This is a genomic window from Thermithiobacillus tepidarius DSM 3134 (assembly GCF_000423825.1).
Taxonomy (GTDB): Bacteria; Pseudomonadota; Gammaproteobacteria; order Acidithiobacillales; family Thermithiobacillaceae; genus Thermithiobacillus; species Thermithiobacillus tepidarius.
Genome location: NZ_AUIS01000003.1, coordinates 275114 through 296635, shown reverse-complemented (window position 1 = coordinate 296635; position 21522 = coordinate 275114). Strand labels below are relative to the sequence as shown.

Sequence of the window (21522 nt, the reverse complement as noted above, 5' to 3'; positions counted from 1 at the left end):
GGCATCGGCCTGGCCACGGTGGCGCGCATCATCGCCCGCCACGGCGGCCGCATCTGGGCCGAGGGTAAGGTGGAGCAGGGCGCCACCTTCTACTTTACGGTCAGCGCCGAGGATGCGAGCGGGCAACAGCAGGTCCACTGAGCGTCGGGGGTGGCGCGGGACGGCTCAAGGGGCGGTCAGGGCCTGCAGGAAGTTCAGGTAGGCGGGCGTGGTCCAGTCCCGCCCGCCCAGGGCCAGATAGCGCAGGCGGCCCTGAGGGTCCACCAGGAAGCTCGACGGCAGCCCGCGCGGTTGCCAGCGCTCGGTCACCCGGCCGTCCCGATCCATCAGGGTGTTCAGCTCGGGGGTGACGCCCGCCAGGAAGGAAAACACCTCGTCCTCGCTTTCCGCCGTGTTCACCAGCACCAGTTGCAGGCGCGTGGGCGGAATCCGGGCGCTCAGGCGCTGCAGGGTGGGCATCTCCCGCCGGCAGGGCCCGCACCAACTGGCCCAGAAGTGTACCAGCACCCAACGCCCGCGCAGCTGTTGCAGATCGGTCACCTGGCCATTCATGTCGGCAAGGCGCAGCGCCGGTGCCGGCCGGCCGTCCAGGGGCATCAGTCCCCGGGGTGGTGCCGGGGCGGCGGCCGCGGCCGCTTGCGTCAGCAGCAGGGCGCCGATCAGGAGCAAAATGCGCATCATGGCCTGTTCTCCTCGGTGCCGGGCGCGGGGCAGCGCAGATCCGGAATGCGCACGCGCAGCACGGGGCCGTCCTTGCGCTGCCCAGTGCGGAAGCGCGCTTCCAGGGTGAAGGGCCCGGTGGGCGGCAGCACTGCCACGTTGCCGCCCACCGGCTCGCCCGGCTGCAGATCCCGGCTCTCGGGCAACTGGGTCCAGCCGAAGGTGGCGCGGCTGGCGGGCGGCACTTGGAGCTGCTCCCAGCGTGCCTCCCAGTCGCGGCGGGTGATCCGCCGCACCTTGCGGCCCTGGGCGTCCGTAAAGCGCCAGTTGGCCAGCTCGAGCCAGACCACGTCCGGGCGGTTGTTGTGCATGCCGACCGTCAGCAAACAACTGTTCACCAGGGCGCGCACGGCCTGGTCCGGAAAGCCGCGTGCCGAATAAAAAGCAGTCACCTGCTCCGGCGTGCGCACGGAAATGGAAAAGTCCAGCTCCCGGGCCGGGTCGGCCGCCTGGGCGCCGCCCGCCAGCCCTCCGCACGCCAGGATGCAAAGCAGCCAATGCCTCAAGTGTATCCTCCTTTCCCGGGGGCGGCCCTTGTCGCCGGAAGCTGCCGCAGTCCGGGCAGTCGCTCAATCCCGCAACAGTGCCGCTCCGCCATGACCGCCCTAGTCAAAGAGAGTATAATCCAAGCTCATCCCGGATTTCAGAAAACGGTGCCACGATGGCTGATGCTCAAGACAAGCGGCCACCGGTCGAGCCGATCCGCTTTTACACGGAAGAGGAGCTGGACGAGATCGAGGCGGTCGACCCGGACCGCGCCTACCGCATCGCGCGGGCGCAGGCCATGGCGGAAAGGCAGATGGCCCACGCGCCCGTGCCGCCCGGCGCGGATCTGCCGCCGCCGGATCCCGAAAAAGTTCGGGAGGCGGTGGAGGCGGTGCGGCAGATTCTCATGCGCGATGGCGGCGACATCGAACTGGTGGATATTCAAGGCTCGGTCGTGCGCGTGCGCATGAAAGGCGCCTGCGTGGGTTGTCCCAACTCCACGCTGGATTTGAAGAATGTCGTGACCCGGATCGTGCGGGGCGTGCCGGGCGTGACGGAGGTGCAGAATACCTTTTAGGGAGAGGGATGCGGTCCGACGGGGCTGTTGCCTGAAGGCGCGGGTTGCGGCCCGCGACCGGTCTCCAAAACCGGACAACCCCGACACCCACACCCGCTGCGGTGAAGCCGTTCCCCATTGAGCCGAATCCGCCCGGCGCCGGTCAAAAGATCAGATGATCGTGATCGATGCCGGGAGCCCATGCATGAAGATGATGTGGATCGGCTCGCTGGCCGCGCTCCTGATGCATGCTGCCGCTCTGGCCGCCGGGCCGCAGGCGGTGACGGCCTGGGTCGGCGCCACGCTGATCGACGGCACCGACGCGCCGGCGCGTCCGGATGCGGTGGTGCTCGTGGCGGGCGAGCGCATCGCGGCTGTGGGGCGCCGCGGCCAGCTGGCCATTCCCGAAAATGCCCGCATCGTCGAGGTCAGCGGCAAGTGGCTCATGCCGGGGCTCATCGACGCCCACGTGCATTTCTTCCAGTCGGGCGGGCTCTACACCCGCCCGGACGTGATCGACCTGCGGGACCTGCGTCCCTACGTCGAGGAAGTCGCCTGGATCAAGGCGCGCCTGCCGGCGACGCTCGCCCGCTACCTGGCCAGCGGCGTGACGGCGGTGGTGGACATGGGTGGGCCCTTCTGGAACTTCGAGCTGCGCGAGCTGGCGCGGCGCACGCAACGGGCGCCGCGGGTGGCGGTGGCGGGGCCGTTGATCTCCACTTATCTGCCGCCGGAGCTGGAGAGCGATGATCCGCCCATCATCCGGGTGGACTCGCCGGCGGCGGCCCGTGTCCTGGCGCGGCGCGAGCTGGATCGGCGGCCGGAGCTCGTGAAGTTCTGGTTCATCCACGTGCCGGGCGACGATCTGGCGGCGCAAGCGGCGCTGCTGCGGGCGGTGGCGGCGGAAAGCCACGCGGCGGGCGTGCGGGTGGCGGTGCATGCCACCGAACTCGCGGTGGCGCGGGCGGCGCTGGCGGCCGGGGCGGACGTCCTGGTGCACAGCGTGGATGACCGGCGGGTGGACGACGACTTCGTCCGCCGTCTGCGCGCGCGGCAGGTGCCTTACATCCCCACCCTGATGGTTCAGGAGGGCTACCGGGAAGTATTGGGCCGGCGCGTGCGGCTCACGGAGATCGAACGGCGCCTGGGCGACCCGGCGGTGATCGCCACCTTTGCCGATCTCGAGCATCTGCCTGGCCGGGCGCCCTTCTGGGCGGAACGGTCGCCCGGCCGGGAGGTGATGTCCTGGAACCTGCGCCGCCTGCAGGCGGCCGGCGTGCCCATTGCCGCCGGCACCGACGCCGGCAACATCGGCACGCTGCACGGTCCGGCCCTGCACCGCGAGCTCGAGCTCATGGCCGAAGCGGGCCTGCCGCCCGCCGCCATTCTGCGGGCGGCCACCCAGGGCGGGGCGCGCGTGATGGGACGTGCGGACGCGCTGGGGACCATCGAGGCCGGCAAGCTCGCGGACATGCTGCTGCTGGACGCCGACCCGCTGGCCGATATTCGCAACACCCGGCGCATTCACCGGGTCATCAAGGGCGGCGTCGCCTTCGACCCGCAGCAGATCGTGGCAGACATGCCGCCGCAGCCGGCGGTGAACCGCATTTCCCCCAAATGAACTAGAATCGAAGCCATGACTACACCCGCCATTGCCAATTTCGAAAAACTGCTGGCCAGCGGCAAGGACAGCGCCATGCTGCGCTTCGGCCTGGGGATGGAGTACCTGAAAACCGGGGACGCGGCCGCGGCGGCACGCCACCTGCAGGCTGCCGTGCGGCAGGATCCGCAGTACTCGGCGGCCTGGAAGCTGCTGGGCAAGGCCCTGAGCGCGGACGGCCGCTTGCCGGAGGCGTTGGATGCCTACCGGCAGGGGATCGCCGTGGCCCGCCAGCGGGGCGACAAGCAGGCGGAAAAGGAGATGACCGTATTCGCCCGGCGCCTGGAAAAGCAACTGGCCGGCATCTAGTCCAGGCCCGCTGCGCATTTCGGGCGGCGAATGCCGTCCTCCTTCCATCAAGCCCCAAAATGCCAACTATACTTCGTATTCAGACGTAGTTTCCGTGACGTACATGAGGCGGTAGCGCTGCAATTCCCCGGCCGCCGCCGGAGTGCTTTGCTGATGGAATCGAAGAATCACGCGTTCCTTGCCGAAGCGGTGGCGGTGCTGGCCGAATCCCTCGACTATGAACGCACGCTCCAGAACGTGGCTTCCCTCGCAATCTCCCAGTTCTGTGACTTCTGCATGGTGGATATGCTGGACCACGATCGCGCCTTTCACGAGCTGGTGTTCATGCATCGCAACCCGGTCAAGGAGGCCTTGGTCGCGGAGCTGAAGAACCGCTATCCCTATGACCCGGAAGGCAAGTTCGGCATTTACAAGGTCCTGCGTACCCGGAGAGCCGAGCTGATCACGGAGATGAGCGACGTCATCCTCACGCTGATCGCCCGGGACGAGGTCCATCTCGCCGGCTTGCGCCAGCTGGAAGTCCGCTCCTTCATGTGCGTGCCGCTGATGGCCCGCGGCCGTTTGCTGGGCGCGATCACCTTCATGATTACGGAAAGCGAGCGCCGCTTCGGGCCGGCGGACCTCGCCGTCGCCGAACAACTGGCGCACTTCGCGGCGCTGGCGGTGGACAATGCGCGCCTGTATTCCGAATTGCGCGCGGCCGAGCAGGAGCTGCGCCACCAATTGAATTTCACTTTTTCCCTGACCCACAGCCTGGGCGAGGGGGTCTGCGCCCTGGACGAAGCCGGACGCCTGACTTTCATGAATCCCGCGGCCGAAGAGATGCTGGGCTACTCCAAGGAGGAGGTGCTCGGCATGCCGCTGCTGGGCTTCGTCTGTGCCCGCTACGGAGGCGATGCGGGGCTGCCGCCGGAGTGTCCCCTGTCATCGGTAGCGACCTCGGGCAGGACGCTGCAGTACGACGGAGATCACTTCATCCGCCGGGACGGCAGCACCTTTCCGGTGTCCTGCACCGCTTCCCCGATCCGGATGGACCAAGAGGTGAGGGGCATCGTGCTCGCCTTTCGCGACGTCACCGAGAAGCAGCAGGCCGAGGCGGCGGTGCTGGCGCTGAACGCCGAACTGGAGCAGCGGGTGGCGGAGCGCACGGCGGAGCTCACCGCCGCCAATCAGGAGCTCATGTCGTTCAGTTATTCGGTGTCCCACGACCTGCGCGCGCCGCTGCGCGGCATCGACGGCTTCAGCCTGGCCCTGCTGGAGGATTACGGCGAGGTGCTGGATGATACGGGCAAATCGTATCTGCATCGCATTCGCGGGGGCGCGCAACGCATGTCGGAGCTCATCGACGCGCTGCTGGGCCTGTCCCGGGTGACCCGGGCCGACATGCATGTCGAACGGGTGGATCTCAGCCGGATGGCCGCCAAGATCGAAGAGCAGATGGTGCGCATTCACCCCGAGCGGCGGGTGGATTTCCGGATCGCCGAAAGGTTGCTGGCGCAGGGGGATGGCAGCCTGCTCTGGATCGCTCTGGAAAACCTCTTGGGCAATGCCTGGAAGTTCACGCGCAAGCAGGCCGATGCCCGCATCGAGTTCGGCATGCGCGAGCAGGATGGCCAGCCCGTCTACTTCGTGCGCGACAACGGCGCCGGCTTCGACATGGCCTACGCCGACAAGCTCTTCGGCGCCTTCCAGCGCCTGCACAGCCCCGGCGAGTTCGAGGGCCACGGCATCGGCCTGGCCACGGTGGCGCGCATCATCGCCCGCCACGGCGGCCGCATCTGGGCCGAAGGCGCCGTCGGCCAGGGCGCCACCTTCTACTTCACCTTGGGTGAGTTCAAGTAAATCTCGGGGCGCCGGCCTGCCGCAGCCGGTCGCGCACTTGGCTGCGGCTGAACTTTCCAGTAGCGGCGCGGCCCAATGGATGTAGATCTCGCCTGGCGGCGGACGAGGCCGGGACTGGATGCAGCCAGGCTTTCCGCCTCCGGGGCAAAGGAGTGTGGACAATGGAAAAAACGGTCATCGGCCTCTTCGACAGCCGCGCGGAAGCGGAAAGCCTGCTGCGCGACCTGGAGCGGAACGGCTTTTCACGCGATGACATCAGCCTCCTGGTCAGCCAGGAGAACATGGAGTACTCCCCCGAAGACCGGCTGGAGGTCGGCGAGGCCACCCATCTCGGCAGCAGCCTGATGGCCGGCCTGCGCTGGCTGCTGGCGGAAATCGGCCTGGTGGACCCCTGGAAGGGCACGGACCTGTCCCTTGGAGAGCGGGGGCTCTACGCCGAGGGCGTGCGCCGCGGCGGCACGCTGATCCGGGTCCGGGCCAACGAGGCCATGGCCGAGCAGGCCATGCGGATCATGCGCAGCCACGACGTGGTCAGCATCGACGAACGGAGCGCCCAATGGCGGGAAAACGGCTGGACTCCCCCCGAGACGGACGCAGGCATGGGATGGCGCCCGGCCGCCTCCCCGCCGGACGGGCGCGATGTCGAGCGGCGGACCGGCGTGGATCGCCGCAGCGGCGGCGGGCGCCGTGCAGGCGAGTCGCGATCCGCGGACTGAATCCGGGCGCTGTGGGTGCATCCGATGCCAAAATGCTGCGGACTCGACTGACAAGGAGACAAAGCATGGACAAGACCGTTGTTGCTCTGTTCGACAGTCGCACGGAAGCGGAAAATGCCATCCAGGCGCTGATGCGGGAGGGGTTCCGCCCGGATGACGTCAGCGTCGTCATGTACGGCGCCGATGGCGAAACCAGGGAGTATGGCCCCGAGCTCAGCGATGGGGACAAGGCCGGCATGGCCGGCCTGGGGGCGGCCTTTGGTTCCCTGATCGGCATTCTGGCGGGCGTGACCGCCTTGGCCATTCCGGGCCTGGGGCCCATCGTTGCCATGGGACCATTGGCAGCCGTGCTGACCGGTGCAGGCGTGGGCGCGGTGGCCGGCGGCCTCATCGGTGCGCTGACCGCGGGCGGTGTCGCCGAGGATGAGGCCCGGCACTACGAAGAGGCGGTGCGTCGGGGCGGCACCCTGGTGACGATCCGCAACCCCGGTGACCGGATCGAACTGGCCCGCAGCATCATGCAGCGCCATGGCTCGGTGGACATCCGCGAGCGCGTCGCCCAATGGCGCACGCAAGGAACCACGGCCGCTGGCGGAATCGCGCAGCCGTTGCCGCAGGGCAGGACTCGGCCCAGCCCGGGAGCCAGGCCGGCGACCGGCGCCGCCGGCATCCGGTACATGGACCAGGCCAAGGTCGGCTGGCCCGGATCGGAAAGACGGCTGCAGGCCGACCGGCGCCAGGGGAGCGGCCAAAGCGGACAAGCTGCGATCTGGACGGGCGCCGAGCGGCGGGTGGCCGACAGGCGCTCCGCCGGGGTGAACACCTTCAGCGGCTGATCGGTGCGGGATGTGCTTGGAAACGTAACTTGCCAGAGGAGACTTGAATGAGGAAAGGAACTTACCCGATTTTGCTGGGCCTGTGGCTGAGCGCATTGATGCTGCTGGCCGCCCCCCTTGCCGCTCAGGCCGCCGATGCCAGTGCCAAGGCGCCGCCTCGGGTGGTGGTGCAGATGGCCGACGGGACGCCGGACAAGCAAGGTTTGCTGCTGGCCAACGTCAATAATCTGATCAACCACTATGGCCAGGGCAAGGTGACGGTGGAAGTGGTTGCCCTGGGACCAGGCCTGAGCCTGTTGTACAAGGACAATCCCCTGAGTCCGCGCATCCGGGAGCTGGCGTCCCGGGGCGTGCACTTCAAAGCCTGCGAGAACACCATGAAGGCGCAGGGGAAGAAGCTCTCGGACCTCAACCCGGTGTCCGAGCCGGTGCCCTCGGGCATCGCTTACATCGTGGACCGCCAGGCGGCAGGCTGGCTCTATTACCGGCCTTGACGGCATCCTGGCCCGGGCGTGGGGGTGTGCTACAATGGCGGAAAGCCGAGGCGGAGACCAGCCATGATCATCAATCCCTACGCCCCGCCGCCGAGCGGACCCATCGAAAAGCGCATCACCCTGAAGACCCGGGCGGGTGAGCAGGTGAGCATGGATGTGAGCCTGGCGGACGAGCAAGGCCGGCAGAGCGCGGCGGAGTACATCCACCATCTCTACACCAGCATCAAGGAGAAGCTGGGGGAACCGGTGCTGTTCGGCGGCTTCCAGCGCATCGACCCGGACGACCGGGAAGCGCTCAAGCGCATGATCCTCTTCATCGCCGCCTTCCATGATTCCATGTTCGGCACCTTCAATCGGCATAGCCAACTGCCCGAGGCGCAACGCAACGAGTTCGTGGAGATTTTCCTGCTGGCCTGCGCCACCCTGCTGGATGGCAAAAACCTGCTGCTGGATCTCGGCCGGGGGAAGATCCTGAACGAGCAGAGCCTCGACTGAACATGCCTGGCCGGGCTGCGCCGGCGCAAAAAAGCCACCCGCAAGGGTGGCTTTTTCATGGGCGACTGAAACAGCTAGTGCACTTTGCCGAGCCGCGGCGGCAACGCGTTGCCCCGGCATTCCTGGTAGAGCGCCAGGAAGGACGAGAGCAGGGTGTGCAGATCGGCCACGCTGATGCGCATGGTGGCGTCGGCGGGGTAGTCCTGTCCGTCAAGGTAGGTGACGATGTTCCTGGCGTCCGCGGCGGAAGCGTCGATCTGCGGGTCCAGTTCGGTGGATTCATCCTGCGGTAGACTTGCGAAGGCGTTGCGGGACATGGCGTTCTCCTTGTTCACCGGGCCGGGGGAACCCCGGCGGTTGAAGCCAAACTCGTTGGATGAAGGACAACTTGCCTGCGTTAGAGTCTAGACTCCGACTTTAGTTCTATCAACCGCTTTGTGCAGATGACTCGCGTATTTTATTTGGCCGTTGTGCCGGCGAGTGGTTCCACGCGGGATGCGGGAGTTCGACGGGAGGCTGCGGCAGGGCAGGAAAGGGGCAGCGTGGCGGACGGCCGGGGCTGCGGGGCAGGGCCCGGCCGGCGCGGCTGGAGGATCAGGCCCGGCGGCTGGCCGGGCTGCGCTTGCAAAACATCAGGCCGATGCCGTCCTTGCTCAAGCGCACGACGATGGCCGACAGGCGGTAGATCCGGATCACGACGCCGCGGTTCAGCACGAAGAGGAGCTGCACCGGCGTGTTCAGGCGCAGCGGCAGCCGGGTTTCCAGGAAGACGCCGCCGCCGCTCAGGTTGCGGGTGGAGCAGCGCTGCATCGGCTGCTTCCCGCAGGAAAGATAGACTTTGACCCTGGCCCCTTTCCGGGGGCTGAGCCGGTGCTCCACGCCGTGCGCTTCGCCGGTCTGGCCGTCCATGTCGGTTCCCCCTGCTTGGTTTCGTCGGGCCCGCTTTGCTCATGCGGCAATCGGGCTTGCTCTTGCTGGATTGTGACCGATCGGCGCCGGGACGGCGTCGGCACAAGGACGGATGCAGTACCGACAGCCGCTCGCGCCAGGGCTGCCGCGGCAAAACTTTTGGGCGATCGCACGCTCTCAATCTATGGTGAAACCGGGAGAACGTGCCATGGATCTGAAGAGCCTGTCCGCCTTGCTGCTATGTTTGGCCCTGAACGCCTGCGCGACCACCGGGCCGGCGAACGGCGCGGCGGGATCGGGCAGCCCCGCCAACATGCAGGCGCCCATCGCCATGCCGCCGGGCGTGCCGGCCGGCTGAAGGCCAGCTGTTTGTGGCGGCTTTAGCCTCGTTCGCGGAAGAAGGGCAGCGACAGCGCGATCCAGCAGCAGGCGGCGCCCAGCCCCATGCAGAAGTAGGCGCTGCGGACGATGCCGATGAGGAGCAGCACCAAGCCCGCCAGAAAGACGAGCATGGTGTCCATTTCCACCGATATGGACGGGCCCGTGTGGGCCGTGGATGAGTCATCTTCCCTGAGCAGGTCCATATCCCCTCCCGACTGTGAAACCGCTGTGAAAATGACCAAAGGATAATTTGGATAATAGGCGAATTTCTTCGAAAACAAGATGTTGCCGCATCGGACTTAGGTTGGAGGGGTAGACGTTCGTCCGAGTGGCCAAGCGCAAGGAGCCGGGATGGGCAACGTGCTGCTGGAGATCCGGGATCTGCACGTGGCCGTGGGGGGGCGGGAGATCCTCCGCGGCGTGGAGCTGACCGTCCCGCGCGGCGAGGTGCACGTGCTCTTCGGCCCCAACGGCTCGGGCAAATCGACGCTGCTGGCGGCCATCATGGGCCTGCCGGGCTTCACCATCACGCGCGGCACCATTCGCTTTCGCGGCGAGCGCATCGACGGCTTGGCGCCCGATGCCATCGCCCGCCTGGGCATCGGTTTGGCTTTTCAGCGTCCGCCCGTCATCCGCGGCGTGCGGCTGGAGACCTTCATCCGCGCCATCAGCCGGCGCGCCGACATCAAGGCGGAGTTCGCGGCGCTGCATCTGGATGCCTTGCGGGCGCGGGAACTCAATCTCGGCTTTTCGGGCGGCGAGCTCAAGCGCTCGGAGATTCTGAAGCTCTACGCCCAATCGCCGGCGCTGGTGCTGCTGGACGAGCCGGAATCGGGCGTCGACCTGGAGAACATCGCTCTCATTGCCGAGGCCATCCGGCGCATCCTGCACGATCCCGCCGCGCGGCAGGCGAGTGCCGGCCTCATCATCACCCACACGGGCTACATCCTGGACTACGTGGCCGCCGACCGCGGCCATGTCTTTTTGGATGGCCGCATCGTGCGCAGCGGTGATGTGCGCGCGCTGTTCCAGCGCATCCGCGCGGGCGGCTACGGCGAGGGCGGCCGGACGACGGCGGGAGGCAGCCATGTCGGCTGATGCACCGCTGTCGCCCGCGGAGCTCCGCGAACTCGGCCGGGTCGGCTTCGGCCAGGCGGACGAGCGCGCCGGCACTTTCCTGGTGGCGGATCACGCGGTGCTGGAGGCGCTGCCGCGCAGCAGCCAGCTGGAGATCCTGCCGCTGGCGGAAGCCCTGGCGCGCTATGACTGGCTGCCGGCGCTGCGCTTCGGCTTGGTGGAGCGGGAGCGGGACGAATACACGCGGGCGGCCGCCGGGCAAATGGTGCCGCTCGGCCATTTCATCCGCGTCTTCGCGGGCCAGCGGGTGCTGCTGCCGGTGCAGACCTGCTTCCTGATCCGCACCACGGCCATGCGCCAGGTGGTGCACAACATCGTCGTGGCCGAGCCCGGGGCCGAGGTGCATTTCATCAGCGGCTGTACCACCGCCAGCCACGTGGAGACGGGCCAGCACATCGGCATTTCCGAGTTCTACGTCCGCCCCGGCGCCACGGTGACCTCCACCATGATCCACAGCTGGGGCCCGGGCGTGGAGGTCTATCCGCGCAGCGCCGCCCAGGTGGAGCAAGGCGGGCGCTTCATCTCCAACTACGTGGCCATGACGCCGGTCCGCTACATCCAGATGTACCCCGAGGCCACCATCGCCGCCGATGGGCTGGGGGAGTTCTATTCAGTGGTCTACGCGCCTGCCGGCTCCCGGCTGGATCTGGGCGGCCGGGCGCGGCTGCAGGGGGCCGGTGCTTCGGCGGAGATCGTCAGCCGGGTGGTTTCGGACGGCGGCCAAGTGATCACCCGCGGCCATCTCATCGGCGAGGTGGACGGCATGCGTGGCGCCATGGCCTGCAACGGGCTCCTGCTCGACGCCGCGGGCAGCATTCACGCCATTCCCGAGCTGGAGGGCCGGGCGCTGCGGGTCGCGCTGTCGCACGAGGCATCGGTGGGCATGATCTCGCAGGAGGAGTTGGACTATCTCATGGCCAGCGGCATCGATGAGGAGGCGGCGCGCTCGCTCATCGTGCAGGGTTTTCTGGACGTGCGCATCCGCCACCTGCCCGAGGTGCTGCAGCGGGCCATCAACGCCATGATCGAGCGGGCCGGGGCCGGCGCGGTAGTGTGATGGGCGGGCCAGCGCCGGAAGGCCGTGGCAAATCGAATCCGATCTCCTATTTTGATGTATGCTTGAGAAAGGCAACGGCCATGCCCGCGCTTGGCAGTGCTTCGTTCCACATGCCCGGCGCAGTGCGGCGCCAATGTGGCTGCCGCCTGCGGGGCTCCCGCCGGAGGCGGCGCGCACCACGGGAGAACCCGCGGAAACCGTGACCCAGTTTTTCAAAGCCGAAACCGAGTACAAGACACCGCTTGCCCTGTCATTCCGGCTGCTGGTCGGCCTGCTGGCCGTCTTCGCTTGTCTGTACGGCGTCTATGCCTGGCATGCCGTCAAGACCGAGAAACTGCGCGAACTGGCCAGCTTGGCCGACTTCGCCGCCAAATCCGCGGAGCAGTTCTACGGTCTCTACGCTAGCAGCCTGGATCTGCTCGGTCAGGATCTGCTGGAGATCGACGCCGTGCGCAACCGGGCAGCCGGCCAGGTGCTGCTGCACCGCTTCAAGCGCTCGCATCCGGAGATCGGCGCGGTCAATCTCCATCGTCCCAATGGAGACTTGCTGATCCCGTCCGAGCTGCCGCTCGATCGGCCATTGCCGGATCTGCGCGGCCTGCCCACCTTCATGCCGGACATGCAGAGGACGGCGGCGGGCACCGGCCTGTACGTGGCGCGGCCGCGCTACGGCATCATCGTGCGGCAGTGGATCATGCCGCTGCAGTATCCGGTGCGCGATGGGCAGGGGCGCTTGCGCTTCATTCTGTCAGCCAATCTCTGGATGGAAAACCAGCAGGCGCTCTGGCGCGACGTGGCGTTGCCGGCCGGCACCACCATCGGCCTGATCCGGGAGGACGGCTTTCTGGAGAGCCGCTGGCCGAATCCGCTGAACTTTTCCGCCATCTACGGGCAGCCGCGCACGGGGCCGCTGGTGCAGACCCTGCGCCGCAAGCCGGTCAGTGAAACAGGCACCTTTCAGGGAGTGACGGATGTCGACCGCGAGTTTCGCTTCGGCGCCTACCACCGGCTGCCCAATTACCCGCTCACGGCGTTCGTGTCCTTGCCCCGTACCGTGATCTGGCAGGCTTGGCTGAAACGCATCCAGATTCCCCTGGCGCTGCTGCTCTTTCTGCTCATCGGCACCTACAGCATCTGGCGTTTCGCCTTCCGCGTGCAGCGCCAGCTCGAGCGCGAACGCCGGCGGGCCAGGGCGCAGCTGGAGCAGCGGGTGGCGGAGCGGACGGCGGCGCTGATGGCCGCCAACCGGGAGCTGGAGGCCTTCAGCTACTCGGTATCGCACGACCTGCGCGCGCCGCTGCGCGCCATCGACGGCTTCAGCCTGGTACTGCTGGAGGACTACGGTGAGGCCTTGGACCCGGCCGGCCGGGAATATCTGGCCCGCGTGCGCCGGGCCAGCCAGCGCATGGCCGAGCTCATCGACGCCATGCTGAATCTGGCGCGCCTGAGCCGGGGCGAGCTGCAGCGCGAGCCGCTGGACCTCAGTGCCTTTGCCCGAGAGATCGCCGAGCGTCTGCGTCAGACCCAGGCGACGCGGCAGGTGGAGTTCGTCCTGGCCGAAGGCGTGCTGGCAGAGGGGGATGCGCAATTGATCCGGGCGGTGTTGGAGAACCTGCTGACCAATGCCTGGAAATTCACCAGCAAGCAGGCCGATGCCCGTATCGAGTTCGGCGTGCGGGAGGAGGCCGAGGAGCGGATCTACTTCGTGCGCGACAACGGTGTCGGCTTCGACATGGCCTACGCCGACAAGCTCTTCGGCGCCTTCCAGCGCCTGCACAGCCCCGGCGAGTTCGAGGGCCACGGCATCGGCCTGGCCACGGTGGCGCGCATCATCGCCCGCCACGGCGGCCGCATCTGGGCCGAAGGTGTTGTGGGGCAAGGGGCGGCTTTTTACTTTACCTTGGCGGCAAGGGAAGGCAGGAGCGAGCGCTTGGGCTGATTTGGCGCTTGCATGGTCCAGTCAACGGGTGGAAAAACCAAAACCCTGAACCCCGCTGCCGCCGGTCGTAGGAGCGGGCTGGCCCGCGATCCGCCGTCCCGGCCGCCACCAAATCGCGAGCCAGCCCGCCAGCGCTTGGCACGGTACCCCGCCCGCGCACCCCGGACATCTTCTCCCGCCGGGAGCGGGCAGGGTGAGGGCCTGTCGTGGCTGGCGCCTGGGTAGTGCCCTTGGGACGCGCGATCCATGACGTGCCGATGTCCGGCCGGATACTCTTTATCAAGCAGGATGCTATGGCATATCATGGATTCATGAGCCGCAGTCAGGTTACTGCTGGAAGCGGCGCCGGACGAGGCTTGGGCAGCCTGCTTCATCGTCGATGATGATGACCGCTTGCAGCCGTGAAAAGCCCGCATCCACCCAGGGAGGTCGCTTTGATCAGTCGCTATGCAGTCGCAAGCAAGATGCTGTCCGTCCTGCTGCTGTCCTTGTCCCTGGCGGCGTGCCAGAAAGTGGAGAAGCAGGGGGAGCCGTTCCCCAGCGTGCCCACCGCGCAGACACCCGCCAAGCCGCTCGTTGCCGGCCTGCCCGACTTCACCCAGTTGGTCAAAAAGGAGGGACCGGCTGTGGTGAATGTCAGCACCACGATCGAGCAACCCAGTCGGGATGCCCTGCCGCCCATGCACCCGATGCCCGGGCTGCCGGACGAGGAGGACCCGTTTTTCGACTTTTTCCGCCGTTTCATGGACCCGGAGGGAGGACGGCCGCGCGGTCCCGCGCAGTCCCTGGGCTCCGGCTTCATCATCAGCCCGGACGGCTATATCCTCACCAATGCCCACGTGGTGCAGGACGCCAGCGAAATCACCGTGCGCATGACGGACAAGCGCGAGTTCAAGGCCAAGGTGGTCGGCAGCGATCCGCTCACGGACATCGCCCTGCTCAAGGTCGATGCCAGCAAGCTGCCGGTGGTGGATCTGGGCAATCCGCGCCAGTTGCAGGTAGGCGAATGGGTTGCCGCCATCGGCTCGCCCTTCGGCTTCGAGAACAGCGTTACCGCCGGCATCGTCAGCGCTGTCGGCCGCGAGCTGCCCACCGAGAACTACGTGCCCTTCATCCAGACGGACGTGGCCGTTAACCCGGGCAATTCCGGCGGTCCGCTCTTCAATCTGCAGGGCCAGGTGGTCGGCATCAATTCGCAGATCTACAGCCAGACCGGCGGCTACATGGGCCTGTCCTTCGCCATTCCCATCGATGTGGCGCTGGAAGTGGCCAAGCAGTTGCGCGAGCACGGCAAGGTCACCCGCGGGAGGCTGGGCGTCGCCATCCAGGATATGAACGAAGAACTGGCCAAGTCCTTCGGCCTGGCCAGCGCCAATGGCGCGCTGATCGCCTCGGTGGAGCGGAACGGTCCGGCGGACCGGGCCGGCCTGATGGTCGGCGACGTAATCCTCAAGTACAACGGCGAGCCCATCGACGGCGCCAGCGAGCTGCCGCGGCTGGTGGCCGCCACCAAGCCGGGCAGCCGCGCCACGCTGCAGATCTGGCGCAAGGGCCGCACCCAGCAGGTCGGCGTCGTGGTCGGTGAATTGACGGCCCCTGCCCGCAGCGCCGCCGCGCCGGGACCGGCCCGGGGCAACAACGCCCTGGGCTTGGCCTTGCGCGAGCTGTCGCCGGTCCAGCAGGAGCAACTGGGGGTCAAGGGCGGCTTGCTGGTCGAGCAGGTGAGCGGCCAGGCTGCCGCTGCGGGCATCACGCCCGGCGATGTGATCACGGCAGTGAACAACGACCCGGTGCAGAGCGTGGAACAGTTCAATCGGCTGGTCTCCCGCTATAAGGCCGGGCAAACTTTCGCGTTGCTGGTGAATCGCCGCGGCAACGCCCTCTATGTGCCCATGACCGCCGGCGCCGAGTAGAGCTTTTCCCGTCCCGGCCGGCAAAAACTTTTGTCGGTCCGCGTGCTCTTAACTGTTAAGCAGCGAGGAGAACGCGCCATGGACATCAAACGCTTATCCGCATTCGCCCTCCCGGCCTTCCTGGTCGCCTGCGCGAATCAGCCGCCCGCGGGCGCCCCCCTGCAGAAGCACACGGTGGGCACGCAGGCGGTGGTGGGGGAGCGGTCTTTCGTCATCTATCCGCCGACTACCGCGCCCGTCCAGCCGCCCGGCGGCAGCCGCGATGCGGGGCCGCCGCGCTCGGGCGACGTGATCAGCCAACCGGCCGGCGTGCCCGATGAGCAGCCGATCAAGACCCCGGCGCAGCGAGCGCCCTCGGCCAATGAGGCCTTCGATCCCGGCGCGCCGGCCAACATGCAGGAGCCCATCGCCATGCCGCCGGGCATCCCGGCAAAGCCCAAGAAAGACTAGCGCGCCGCAGCTTGGAAAAAGCCGTGCCGTACCCCCTGCCTCGGGGACAGACTAACGTCTGTATCCTCGTCGGCCACACGGTAATAAAGTGATGCGACCGGTGGTGGCTTTATCAAAAAGGGGGGAAATCATGAGCGCTTATGGACTGAATCTGAGCGATAAACAGCGTTATGAGATCGTGGAGTACGTGCAGGAGCTCGTCAACCCGTTGCAGCCCAAGCTCCGCTCGCCGAACTTCGAAGAGCTCAATCAGCAGCTGGACGATGCCATTCGGCAGGGCAGCCAAAAGCAGCTGATGGAGGGCATCAAGCTGTTGGTGCTCGAGCTGGCCTATTACAAAGTGAAACACACCGTCAACCCGGACGATGCACTGGTGCAGATGGACCATCTGCCGCCGACCCAATTGGCCAAGGTGCTCAGCGAGGCGCGTGCCGAGCTGGTGAACGTCTTTTCCAAGATGGGCCCGGAAGGCAAGGGACCGAAGCCGCTGATGCTGTCCTGACCGGGCATCCCGCCCTGTCCCTTCGGCAGGTTCCAGGCTGCCGGACGTGCGGCACGTCCGGCAGCCGTCGTTGCGCTAAGCGTCGGCCCCGGCGGTACGTCTGCCCAGGGGAATGCCCATCATCATGCCCAGCATGCTGGCTCCCAATCCGTAGAGGAGGGCCAGTTCCGCATCCAGGACGAACTCGCCCGTGATCCACGCCAGCATGCCACTATCGGCAGCACGGCGCCGCCGGTGTTGGCCTGCTTCAGATAAAGCCCGGCCGTCCGGGGGACGAACAGGGATACCAGCGTCAGCGCGGCGGAGGCGCCGACCAGCTCGTAGATGTTGCTGTTGGCCAGGGCCAGGATCAGGGCGCCGCTGGCTGTGCTCATGCCGGCGGAGAGCAGGGCAACGAAGAAGAGGACCTGCGTGGGCAGGCTGGCGTATGCCCGGATGGCCGCCGGCAGGGCGAGTTGCGGATCGGTGATCAGCAGTTCCGGGTGCGCCGCCTGCACGAAGAGCCCCAAAGCCAGCGGCACGAGGGCGATGCTCAGACACATCAGTCAGGCCAGCAGGGCCGACCACACGGCCACCCGCGCCGAGCGCGACGACATGAGCCGCTGGAACACGTCCTGCCCCGGAATGGAGCCGAGGCCGATGGTGATCCAGGCGGTCAGGTAGAGCAGAATGTCCCGCAGGCGGGGTTCGGGCGTGAAGCGCAGCGTGTCCGCCGGCAGCTCCGCGATGAAAGCTGATATTCCTTGGGCGGGCGCCAGTTCGTGGAAGGCGAACAGGAGGCCGGCGATGATGACGAGGGTCTGCACGAAATCGGTCAGGGACACTGCCCACATGCCGCCCAGGAAAGTGTAGAAGACCTCCACCCGCGACGCCGCCAGGATGGCGGCGGGCGTGGGAATCTCCAGGACGACGTTCAGGATGATGCCCAGCGCCACCATTTGCGCGGCAATCCAGCCGAAATAGGACGGAATCATCAATAGGCTGGCGAGCACTTCCGTGCGCCGGCCGTAGCGCACCCGGTAGAAGTCACCGAAGGTCAGGAGCGCCATCCGGTACAGGGGTCGGGCGTAGAAGAGCCCGAGCAGCATGAGGCACAGGGCGGCTCCGAAGGGATCGTCGATGGCGCCCAGGAGACCCTCCTCGGCGATCTTGGCCGGCGCGCGCAGCACCGTTTCCGATCCGAACCAAGTGGCGAAGAGGGCGGCGGTGGAGATGTACAGCGGCAAACTCCGCCCCGCCAGGAAAAAATCCTGGGAGCCTTTGACCTGCCGGCTCGCCAGCACGCCGATAATGCCCGCGGCCTGCAGCAAGGCAGGGATATTAAGCAGTTTCGACGGACTTTGCGATCCACCGGGGCGGGCTGCCTGCCGGGTCCTCCCTGCGGCGTATGCCGCTGAACTTTCGGCACCGCCGTTTTGCCTTTTGAGATAGAGACCCTTGCCATGGCCGGCGCGTTGGCGCACGGCCGGGAGAAACAAAGAGGAGAAACGACATGGACAGGCGAGTGATCGGACTCTTTGACAGTCGCGCCGCGGCGGAAGGCGCGGTGCGGGAACTGGAACGCCGCGGCTTCGGCGGCGACGCCCTAGAGGTGCATGGCAGGCACGAGCGCGTCGGCATCGGTGGAGAGTATCAGCCGGAGGGCAGCCCGGTATCCACCCATCTCGGCGATGCCCTAATGGCCGGCGTGCGCAACCTGCTGGCGGACGTCGGTCTCGTGGATGCCAGAACGCGCGCGCCGGTCGATCCGGAGGCGGCGTCCATTTACGCCGAAGGCGTGCGCCGGGGCGGGATCATGCTCGCGGTGCGGAGCACTTCGGAGCAGGCCGACACGGTCATGGACATCCTGCGCAGCCACGGTGCCGTGGACGTGGGTGAGCGGGCGGCCGCCTGGCTGCAGAGTGATTGGGCGAGTGGGCAGACCGGCATGGCGGCCGGTGCGCCGGCTTGGCGCGGCGCCGAGCGGCGGATGATCCCCGACCGGCGCTCGGGCAGCCGCCATGGCTACGCGGCGGAACGGCGCAGCGGCATCGAGCGGCGCCGCGGCGAAATGGCGGCTTTCCCTGGCTGACCGCAGCTTGCTGTGCAACCCGTGGATCATTTGCGGGTCTCATTGTTTGTATCCACTCATTCAGAAAAAGGAGGCGCTCCATGAACGAAGACATTCTCAAGGGCAAGTGGAATCAGCTCAAGGGCGAGGTCAAGCGCAAGTGGGGCATGCTGACCGACGATGAGCTCGACCGCATCGCCGGCGAGCGCGACAAAATGGTCGGCGTGATTCAGGAACGCTACGGCCGTACCCGGGACGAGGCGGAACGGGAGGTGGACGACTTCTTCCGGACCCACTGAGGCTTCGCTTCCGCAGAAAAAGGCCCCGATCGGGGCCTTTTTCTGCGGCAGGCACCCTTGCGCTGTCCTGCTAAACTGTTCCCATGGACATTCTGCATGCCTTTACGGTGCTGCTGATCGTGGTGGACCCGGTGGGACTGGCGCTGCTCTTCGTTGCACTGACCTACGGCGAGGAGCCGGCCCAGGTGCGCCGGATGGCCTTCAAAGGCACCGCCATCGCCCTGGCCATGCTGCTCGTCTTCTTTCTCTTCGGCGTCGAGCTGCTGCGCGTGCTGGGCATCGGCCTGCCGGCCTTTCGCATTGCCGGCGGCGTGCTGCTTTTCCTGCTCGCCATCGACATGATCTTCGCCCGCCAGTCGGGTATCCGCGCCACCACCGCCCAGGAGCGCGTGGAGGCGGCGCGCAAGGAGGATATCTCCGTCTTTCCGCTGGCTTTCCCGCTGATCGCCGGGCCAGGCGCTCTGACCACCGTCCTGCTGATGGCGGCCGGCCGTCCCGGGCCGCTGGTGCTGATGGGGATGCTGGCCGCCCTGCTGGGCGTGCTCGGGCTGGCCCTGCTGTCCCTGCTTTTCGCACCCCTGCTGGTGCGCCTGTTGGGCGAAACCGGCACCCACGCCCTGAGCCGCATACTGGGTCTGCTGCTTGCCGCGCTGGCCGTCCAGTTCATGCTGGATGGCATGCAGGCGGCGTGGCCCCGTTAGGGGCTGCCGTTGGCCGAAGGTCCTGGGCAAAAAGTCTGGACACGGTCCAAAAGTTGGGTGCGTCAAGTGGCCAGTCGGCCGACAATGGCTGGATCGATCCCATGCCACGCGGCCTGCGGGCCGTTCGGTTTCACTGCGAAGCAAGGAGGCAGCCATGCTACATTGGGCTTTGGTGTTTCTGGTCGTCGCCATCATCGCGGGGGTGCTGGGCTTCGGAGGCATTGCCGGCGCGGCGGCTTCCATTGCCAAGATCCTCTTCATCCTGTTCCTGATCATGTTCGTCGTCGCCTTGGTCATGGGCCGGCGCCCGCCCGCCTGAAGCGCAGCGGCGGGCTCCGCGCGCCGGGCCCGCCGCTATCGTCGTCCCGTGGCGCATCCCCCAGCACATCCCATGTCAAGGCCACCCGGGCTGTAGCTTTGGGTGCCCCCGGACAAGCAACCGGAAATTATCGGCGCAGCGCCGGGTCTATGTGGTACGGGGCGCTGGCGTGAGCCCTGCGCGGGCCCTGGCGCTGCATCTCTGCAATGCCGGGTCGTCACTGAATGACGAGGAGGTGCCATGATCAGTAAAGTGGTGGGATTCTACGACAATGCCGCCGACGCGGGGCGGCTGGTGCTGGAGCTGGTGAACGACGGCTTTGCGCGGGCCGACATCGATCTCTTCGCCTGGGAAGAGAGCTTTGGCCCGGGCGATGATTTCCGCCTCGAACAGGGCGGAGCCTCGGCCCATCCCGGCACCGATCCCCTGGACGGCCTGCGCGCCGTGCTGGAAGAGGTAGGTACGGCGGATGTGCGCAGCCGCGAAGGCATCAGCGCGGTCATGCTGAGCAACTATCTCGACGGCGTGCGTCGGGGCGGAGCGGTGGTGGCGGTGCGGGTCAACGAGAACAAGACCGAGCAGGCCTTTGCGCGCTTGAGCGAACATGGCCCTGCCGACATGAGCATGCCGGCGGGGGCGGCCGGGCGGCCCGGCGCGGAAGCGGGCGCCTCCGCGCCTGCACCTTAGGCACCGACCGCCACGGCAGCGGCCTGTACCCGGCCCTGCGCGGCGAGGCCTCCCACACCCTCATCCGGCATTTGCCCCTCGCCCGCCATCCGGCGCGGGGCTATGCTGAAAGCAGGCCGGCCGGTCCCAGGCCATGATTCATCAGGCGATAGCCAGAGGAGTACCTGTACATGCATGATCAGACGTTAAAAAAGAAACGGTGGTGGCAGAGCAGTCCCCTCTACGTGGTCGTCGTGCTCACCGTGTTGGCGTGGGCCTCGCTGTTCAGCGTGATCTTCGCCAGTCTGCTCACCGATTCCACCGGCGTTTCCCAAGCCTCTGCCGCGCTCCACGCGCCTGCCCAGGTACCCCAGTCCGCGCAGACGCAGCAAAACCAGCAGCCCGCCGGGGCGTCCAAGCAGGCGGGGGCGGAGGCCGGGTCGGCGGCTGAGGGGTAGATGAGGGGTAGAGTGGGCTGGGTTTGGTTCAGCCAGTCGATTTAGAGTTGGAGCGGGTTGGCGCCCGCGCTGGTTAGGTGTCGGGGGTTACCCGACAGCAAATCGCTTGGACGCTCTCGCTGCACTTGTTTTGCCGTTCGCTGCGTTCACGCTCGCCTGCGGCTCGCGAAAACGGGCAACGCCCGTTGCCTGACTCGCCGGCCGCGCTGACTCAGACAGACGCTCGCTCGTTGCTGCCGCCATTGGCTGTAGGAGCAAGCTTGCTCGCGATCCACTGTGCCGATCGGGAAGCAGTCGCGAGCAAGCTCGCTCCTACATTTCCCGCCGGCCCGGCGGGACAGCGGGGTGGAAAAACCAAACCCTGAACCCCGCTGTCGCCACCGGCGACAGGAGCGAGCTTGCTCGCGATCCGCCGTAGCGGCCGCCGCATTGAATCGCGGGCAAGCCCACTCCCACCGCCGGCAGTTGTAGCGCGACCTAGGGTTGCTGCCGGAACGCTCGTTGCATTGCTCCTTACCCGGCCCTCTCCCGGCGGGAGAGGGTGTTCGGGGCGGACCGGCACCTAGGCTACGGAGTGAGCTTGCCTGCCATCCGCCCGCACATCGCGGGCGCAACCCGTTACCTCTC

Annotated in this window: 29 protein-coding genes; 22 read left to right on the top strand and 7 right to left on the bottom strand. The window is 67.1% G+C overall.

The features are described 5' to 3' along the window. Nucleotides 1-3: 3 nt before the first annotated feature. Nucleotides 4-141 (top strand): hypothetical protein, encoded by a 138-nt coding sequence (locus tag G579_RS19675; protein ID WP_408033212.1) that lies wholly within the window; start codon nucleotides 4-6, stop codon nucleotides 139-141. Between the two features lie 24 nt (nucleotides 142-165). Here G579_RS19675 and G579_RS0101540 read toward each other — a convergent pair whose 3' ends face one another. Together G579_RS0101540 and G579_RS0101535 are read right to left on the bottom strand one after the other, a co-directional pair. Next, entirely contained in the window at nucleotides 166-681 is a 516-nt protein-coding gene (locus G579_RS0101540) for a TlpA family protein disulfide reductase (RefSeq protein WP_028988787.1), read from the bottom strand. Further along, the gene (locus tag G579_RS0101535) at nucleotides 678-1226 is read right to left on the bottom strand and encodes a hypothetical protein (protein ID WP_028988786.1); all 549 of its coding nucleotides are present in this window, start codon (nucleotides 1224-1226) and stop codon (nucleotides 678-680) included. Before G579_RS0101535 ends, G579_RS0101540 begins: the two co-directional genes overlap by 4 nt. 155 nt (nucleotides 1227-1381) lie before the next feature. On the opposite strand from G579_RS0101535, the gene G579_RS0101530 reads away from it, so the two are divergent. From G579_RS0101530 to G579_RS0101495, 8 genes are all read left to right on the top strand, one after another. Continuing rightward, nucleotides 1382-1783, top strand: coding sequence for a NifU family protein (locus tag G579_RS0101530; RefSeq protein WP_028988785.1), 402 nt, complete (start codon nucleotides 1382-1384; stop codon nucleotides 1781-1783). 184 nt (nucleotides 1784-1967) lie between these two features. Beyond that, the gene (locus tag G579_RS15200) at nucleotides 1968-3383 is read left to right on the top strand and encodes an amidohydrolase family protein (protein ID WP_162142949.1); all 1416 of its coding nucleotides are present in this window, start codon (nucleotides 1968-1970) and stop codon (nucleotides 3381-3383) included. 15 nt (nucleotides 3384-3398) lie between these two features. Next, complete coding sequence (locus G579_RS0101520; RefSeq protein WP_028988784.1) at nucleotides 3399-3731, top strand: tetratricopeptide repeat protein; 333 nt, start codon at nucleotides 3399-3401, stop codon at nucleotides 3729-3731. 153 nt (nucleotides 3732-3884) lie between these two features. Beyond that, the gene (locus G579_RS18020; protein WP_162142948.1) at nucleotides 3885-5573 is read left to right on the top strand and encodes a sensor histidine kinase; all 1689 of its coding nucleotides are present in this window, start codon (nucleotides 3885-3887) and stop codon (nucleotides 5571-5573) included. 161 nt (nucleotides 5574-5734) lie between these two features. Next, nucleotides 5735-6289: a hypothetical protein gene (locus G579_RS18015; RefSeq protein WP_028988783.1), complete on the top strand. Its 555-nt coding sequence runs from the start codon at nucleotides 5735-5737 to the stop codon at nucleotides 6287-6289. Nucleotides 6290-6354: 65 nt separating this feature from the next. Beyond that, nucleotides 6355-7125 (top strand): hypothetical protein, encoded by a 771-nt coding sequence (locus tag G579_RS15185; RefSeq protein WP_051180686.1) that lies wholly within the window; start codon nucleotides 6355-6357, stop codon nucleotides 7123-7125. A 47-nt stretch (nucleotides 7126-7172) separates the two neighbouring features. Continuing rightward, on the top strand, nucleotides 7173-7619 hold the full coding sequence (locus G579_RS0101500; RefSeq protein WP_081662494.1) for a DsrE family protein: 447 nt from the start codon (nucleotides 7173-7175) through the stop codon (nucleotides 7617-7619). A 63-nt stretch (nucleotides 7620-7682) separates the two neighbouring features. Continuing rightward, nucleotides 7683-8114 (top strand): hypothetical protein, encoded by a 432-nt coding sequence (locus G579_RS0101495; protein WP_028988781.1) that lies wholly within the window; start codon nucleotides 7683-7685, stop codon nucleotides 8112-8114. A 74-nt stretch (nucleotides 8115-8188) separates the two neighbouring features. On the opposite strand, the gene G579_RS0101490 is transcribed toward G579_RS0101495, so the two are convergent. Together G579_RS0101490 and G579_RS0101485 are read right to left on the bottom strand one after the other, a co-directional pair. Further along, nucleotides 8189-8431, bottom strand: coding sequence for a hypothetical protein (locus G579_RS0101490; RefSeq protein ID WP_028988780.1), 243 nt, complete (start codon nucleotides 8429-8431; stop codon nucleotides 8189-8191). A gap of 277 nt (nucleotides 8432-8708) precedes the next feature. Continuing rightward, nucleotides 8709-9023, bottom strand: a complete 315-nt coding sequence (locus G579_RS0101485; RefSeq protein WP_028988779.1) for a PilZ domain-containing protein — start codon at nucleotides 9021-9023, stop codon at nucleotides 8709-8711. A 208-nt stretch (nucleotides 9024-9231) separates the two neighbouring features. Between G579_RS0101485 and G579_RS18875 the strand changes: the two genes are divergently transcribed. Beyond that, on the top strand, nucleotides 9232-9381 hold the full coding sequence (locus G579_RS18875) for a hypothetical protein (RefSeq protein WP_155989692.1): 150 nt from the start codon (nucleotides 9232-9234) through the stop codon (nucleotides 9379-9381). A gap of 22 nt (nucleotides 9382-9403) precedes the next feature. Here the strand turns inward: G579_RS18875 and G579_RS0101475 are convergent, their stop codons facing one another. Beyond that, nucleotides 9404-9607, bottom strand: a complete 204-nt coding sequence (locus tag G579_RS0101475; protein WP_028988778.1) for a hypothetical protein — start codon at nucleotides 9605-9607, stop codon at nucleotides 9404-9406. Between the two features lie 148 nt (nucleotides 9608-9755). Here G579_RS0101475 and G579_RS15180 point away from each other — a divergent pair, with 148 nt between their 5' ends. From G579_RS15180 to G579_RS0101445, 6 genes are all read left to right on the top strand, one after another. Next, nucleotides 9756-10502: an ABC transporter ATP-binding protein gene (locus tag G579_RS15180; protein WP_211218626.1), complete on the top strand. Its 747-nt coding sequence runs from the start codon at nucleotides 9756-9758 to the stop codon at nucleotides 10500-10502. Next, nucleotides 10492-11598: a SufD family Fe-S cluster assembly protein gene (locus G579_RS15175; RefSeq protein ID WP_051180684.1), complete on the top strand. Its 1107-nt coding sequence runs from the start codon at nucleotides 10492-10494 to the stop codon at nucleotides 11596-11598. The genes G579_RS15180 and G579_RS15175 overlap by 11 nt, the downstream gene beginning before the upstream one ends. Before the next feature lie 199 nt (nucleotides 11599-11797). Then, nucleotides 11798-13537, top strand: coding sequence for a sensor histidine kinase (locus tag G579_RS18010; protein WP_211218625.1), 1740 nt, complete (start codon nucleotides 11798-11800; stop codon nucleotides 13535-13537). Nucleotides 13538-14001: 464 nt separating this feature from the next. Then, the gene (locus G579_RS15165; protein ID WP_081662506.1) at nucleotides 14002-15450 is read left to right on the top strand and encodes a DegQ family serine endoprotease; all 1449 of its coding nucleotides are present in this window, start codon (nucleotides 14002-14004) and stop codon (nucleotides 15448-15450) included. Nucleotides 15451-15528: 78 nt separating this feature from the next. Next, on the top strand, nucleotides 15529-15900 hold the full coding sequence (locus tag G579_RS0101450) for a hypothetical protein (protein ID WP_028988777.1): 372 nt from the start codon (nucleotides 15529-15531) through the stop codon (nucleotides 15898-15900). Nucleotides 15901-16030: 130 nt separating this feature from the next. Next, entirely contained in the window at nucleotides 16031-16402 is a 372-nt protein-coding gene (locus tag G579_RS0101445) for a hypothetical protein (RefSeq protein ID WP_028988776.1), read from the top strand. 122 nt (nucleotides 16403-16524) lie between these two features. Here G579_RS0101445 and G579_RS19305 read toward each other — a convergent pair whose 3' ends face one another. Then, nucleotides 16525-16944, bottom strand: a complete 420-nt coding sequence (locus G579_RS19305; protein ID WP_211218624.1) for an SLC5/6 family protein — start codon at nucleotides 16942-16944, stop codon at nucleotides 16525-16527. A 3-nt stretch (nucleotides 16945-16947) separates the two neighbouring features. Continuing rightward, nucleotides 16948-17712, bottom strand: coding sequence for a sodium:solute symporter family transporter (locus G579_RS19300; protein WP_211218623.1), 765 nt, complete (start codon nucleotides 17710-17712; stop codon nucleotides 16948-16950). Nucleotides 17713-17894: 182 nt separating this feature from the next. Here G579_RS19300 and G579_RS18005 point away from each other — a divergent pair, with 182 nt between their 5' ends. The 6 genes from G579_RS18005 (at nucleotide 17895) to G579_RS0101405 (ending at nucleotide 20895) form a co-directional block, all read left to right on the top strand. Continuing rightward, nucleotides 17895-18473, top strand: coding sequence for a hypothetical protein (locus tag G579_RS18005; RefSeq protein WP_028988775.1), 579 nt, complete (start codon nucleotides 17895-17897; stop codon nucleotides 18471-18473). A gap of 80 nt (nucleotides 18474-18553) precedes the next feature. Further along, entirely contained in the window at nucleotides 18554-18751 is a 198-nt protein-coding gene (locus G579_RS0101430) for a CsbD family protein (RefSeq protein WP_028988774.1), read from the top strand. An 83-nt stretch (nucleotides 18752-18834) separates the two neighbouring features. Then, complete coding sequence (locus G579_RS0101425; protein ID WP_028988773.1) at nucleotides 18835-19452, top strand: MarC family protein; 618 nt, start codon at nucleotides 18835-18837, stop codon at nucleotides 19450-19452. 154 nt (nucleotides 19453-19606) lie between these two features. Then, on the top strand, nucleotides 19607-19771 hold the full coding sequence (locus G579_RS18470) for a DUF1328 domain-containing protein (protein WP_028988772.1): 165 nt from the start codon (nucleotides 19607-19609) through the stop codon (nucleotides 19769-19771). A gap of 240 nt (nucleotides 19772-20011) precedes the next feature. Beyond that, a complete protein-coding gene (locus G579_RS0101415; protein ID WP_028988771.1) occupies nucleotides 20012-20458 on the top strand; it encodes a hypothetical protein in 447 nt (148 codons plus the stop codon). Nucleotides 20459-20628: 170 nt separating this feature from the next. Then, on the top strand, nucleotides 20629-20895 hold the full coding sequence (locus tag G579_RS0101405; protein ID WP_028988770.1) for a hypothetical protein: 267 nt from the start codon (nucleotides 20629-20631) through the stop codon (nucleotides 20893-20895). The last annotated feature ends 627 nt before the right edge of the window (nucleotides 20896-21522 follow it).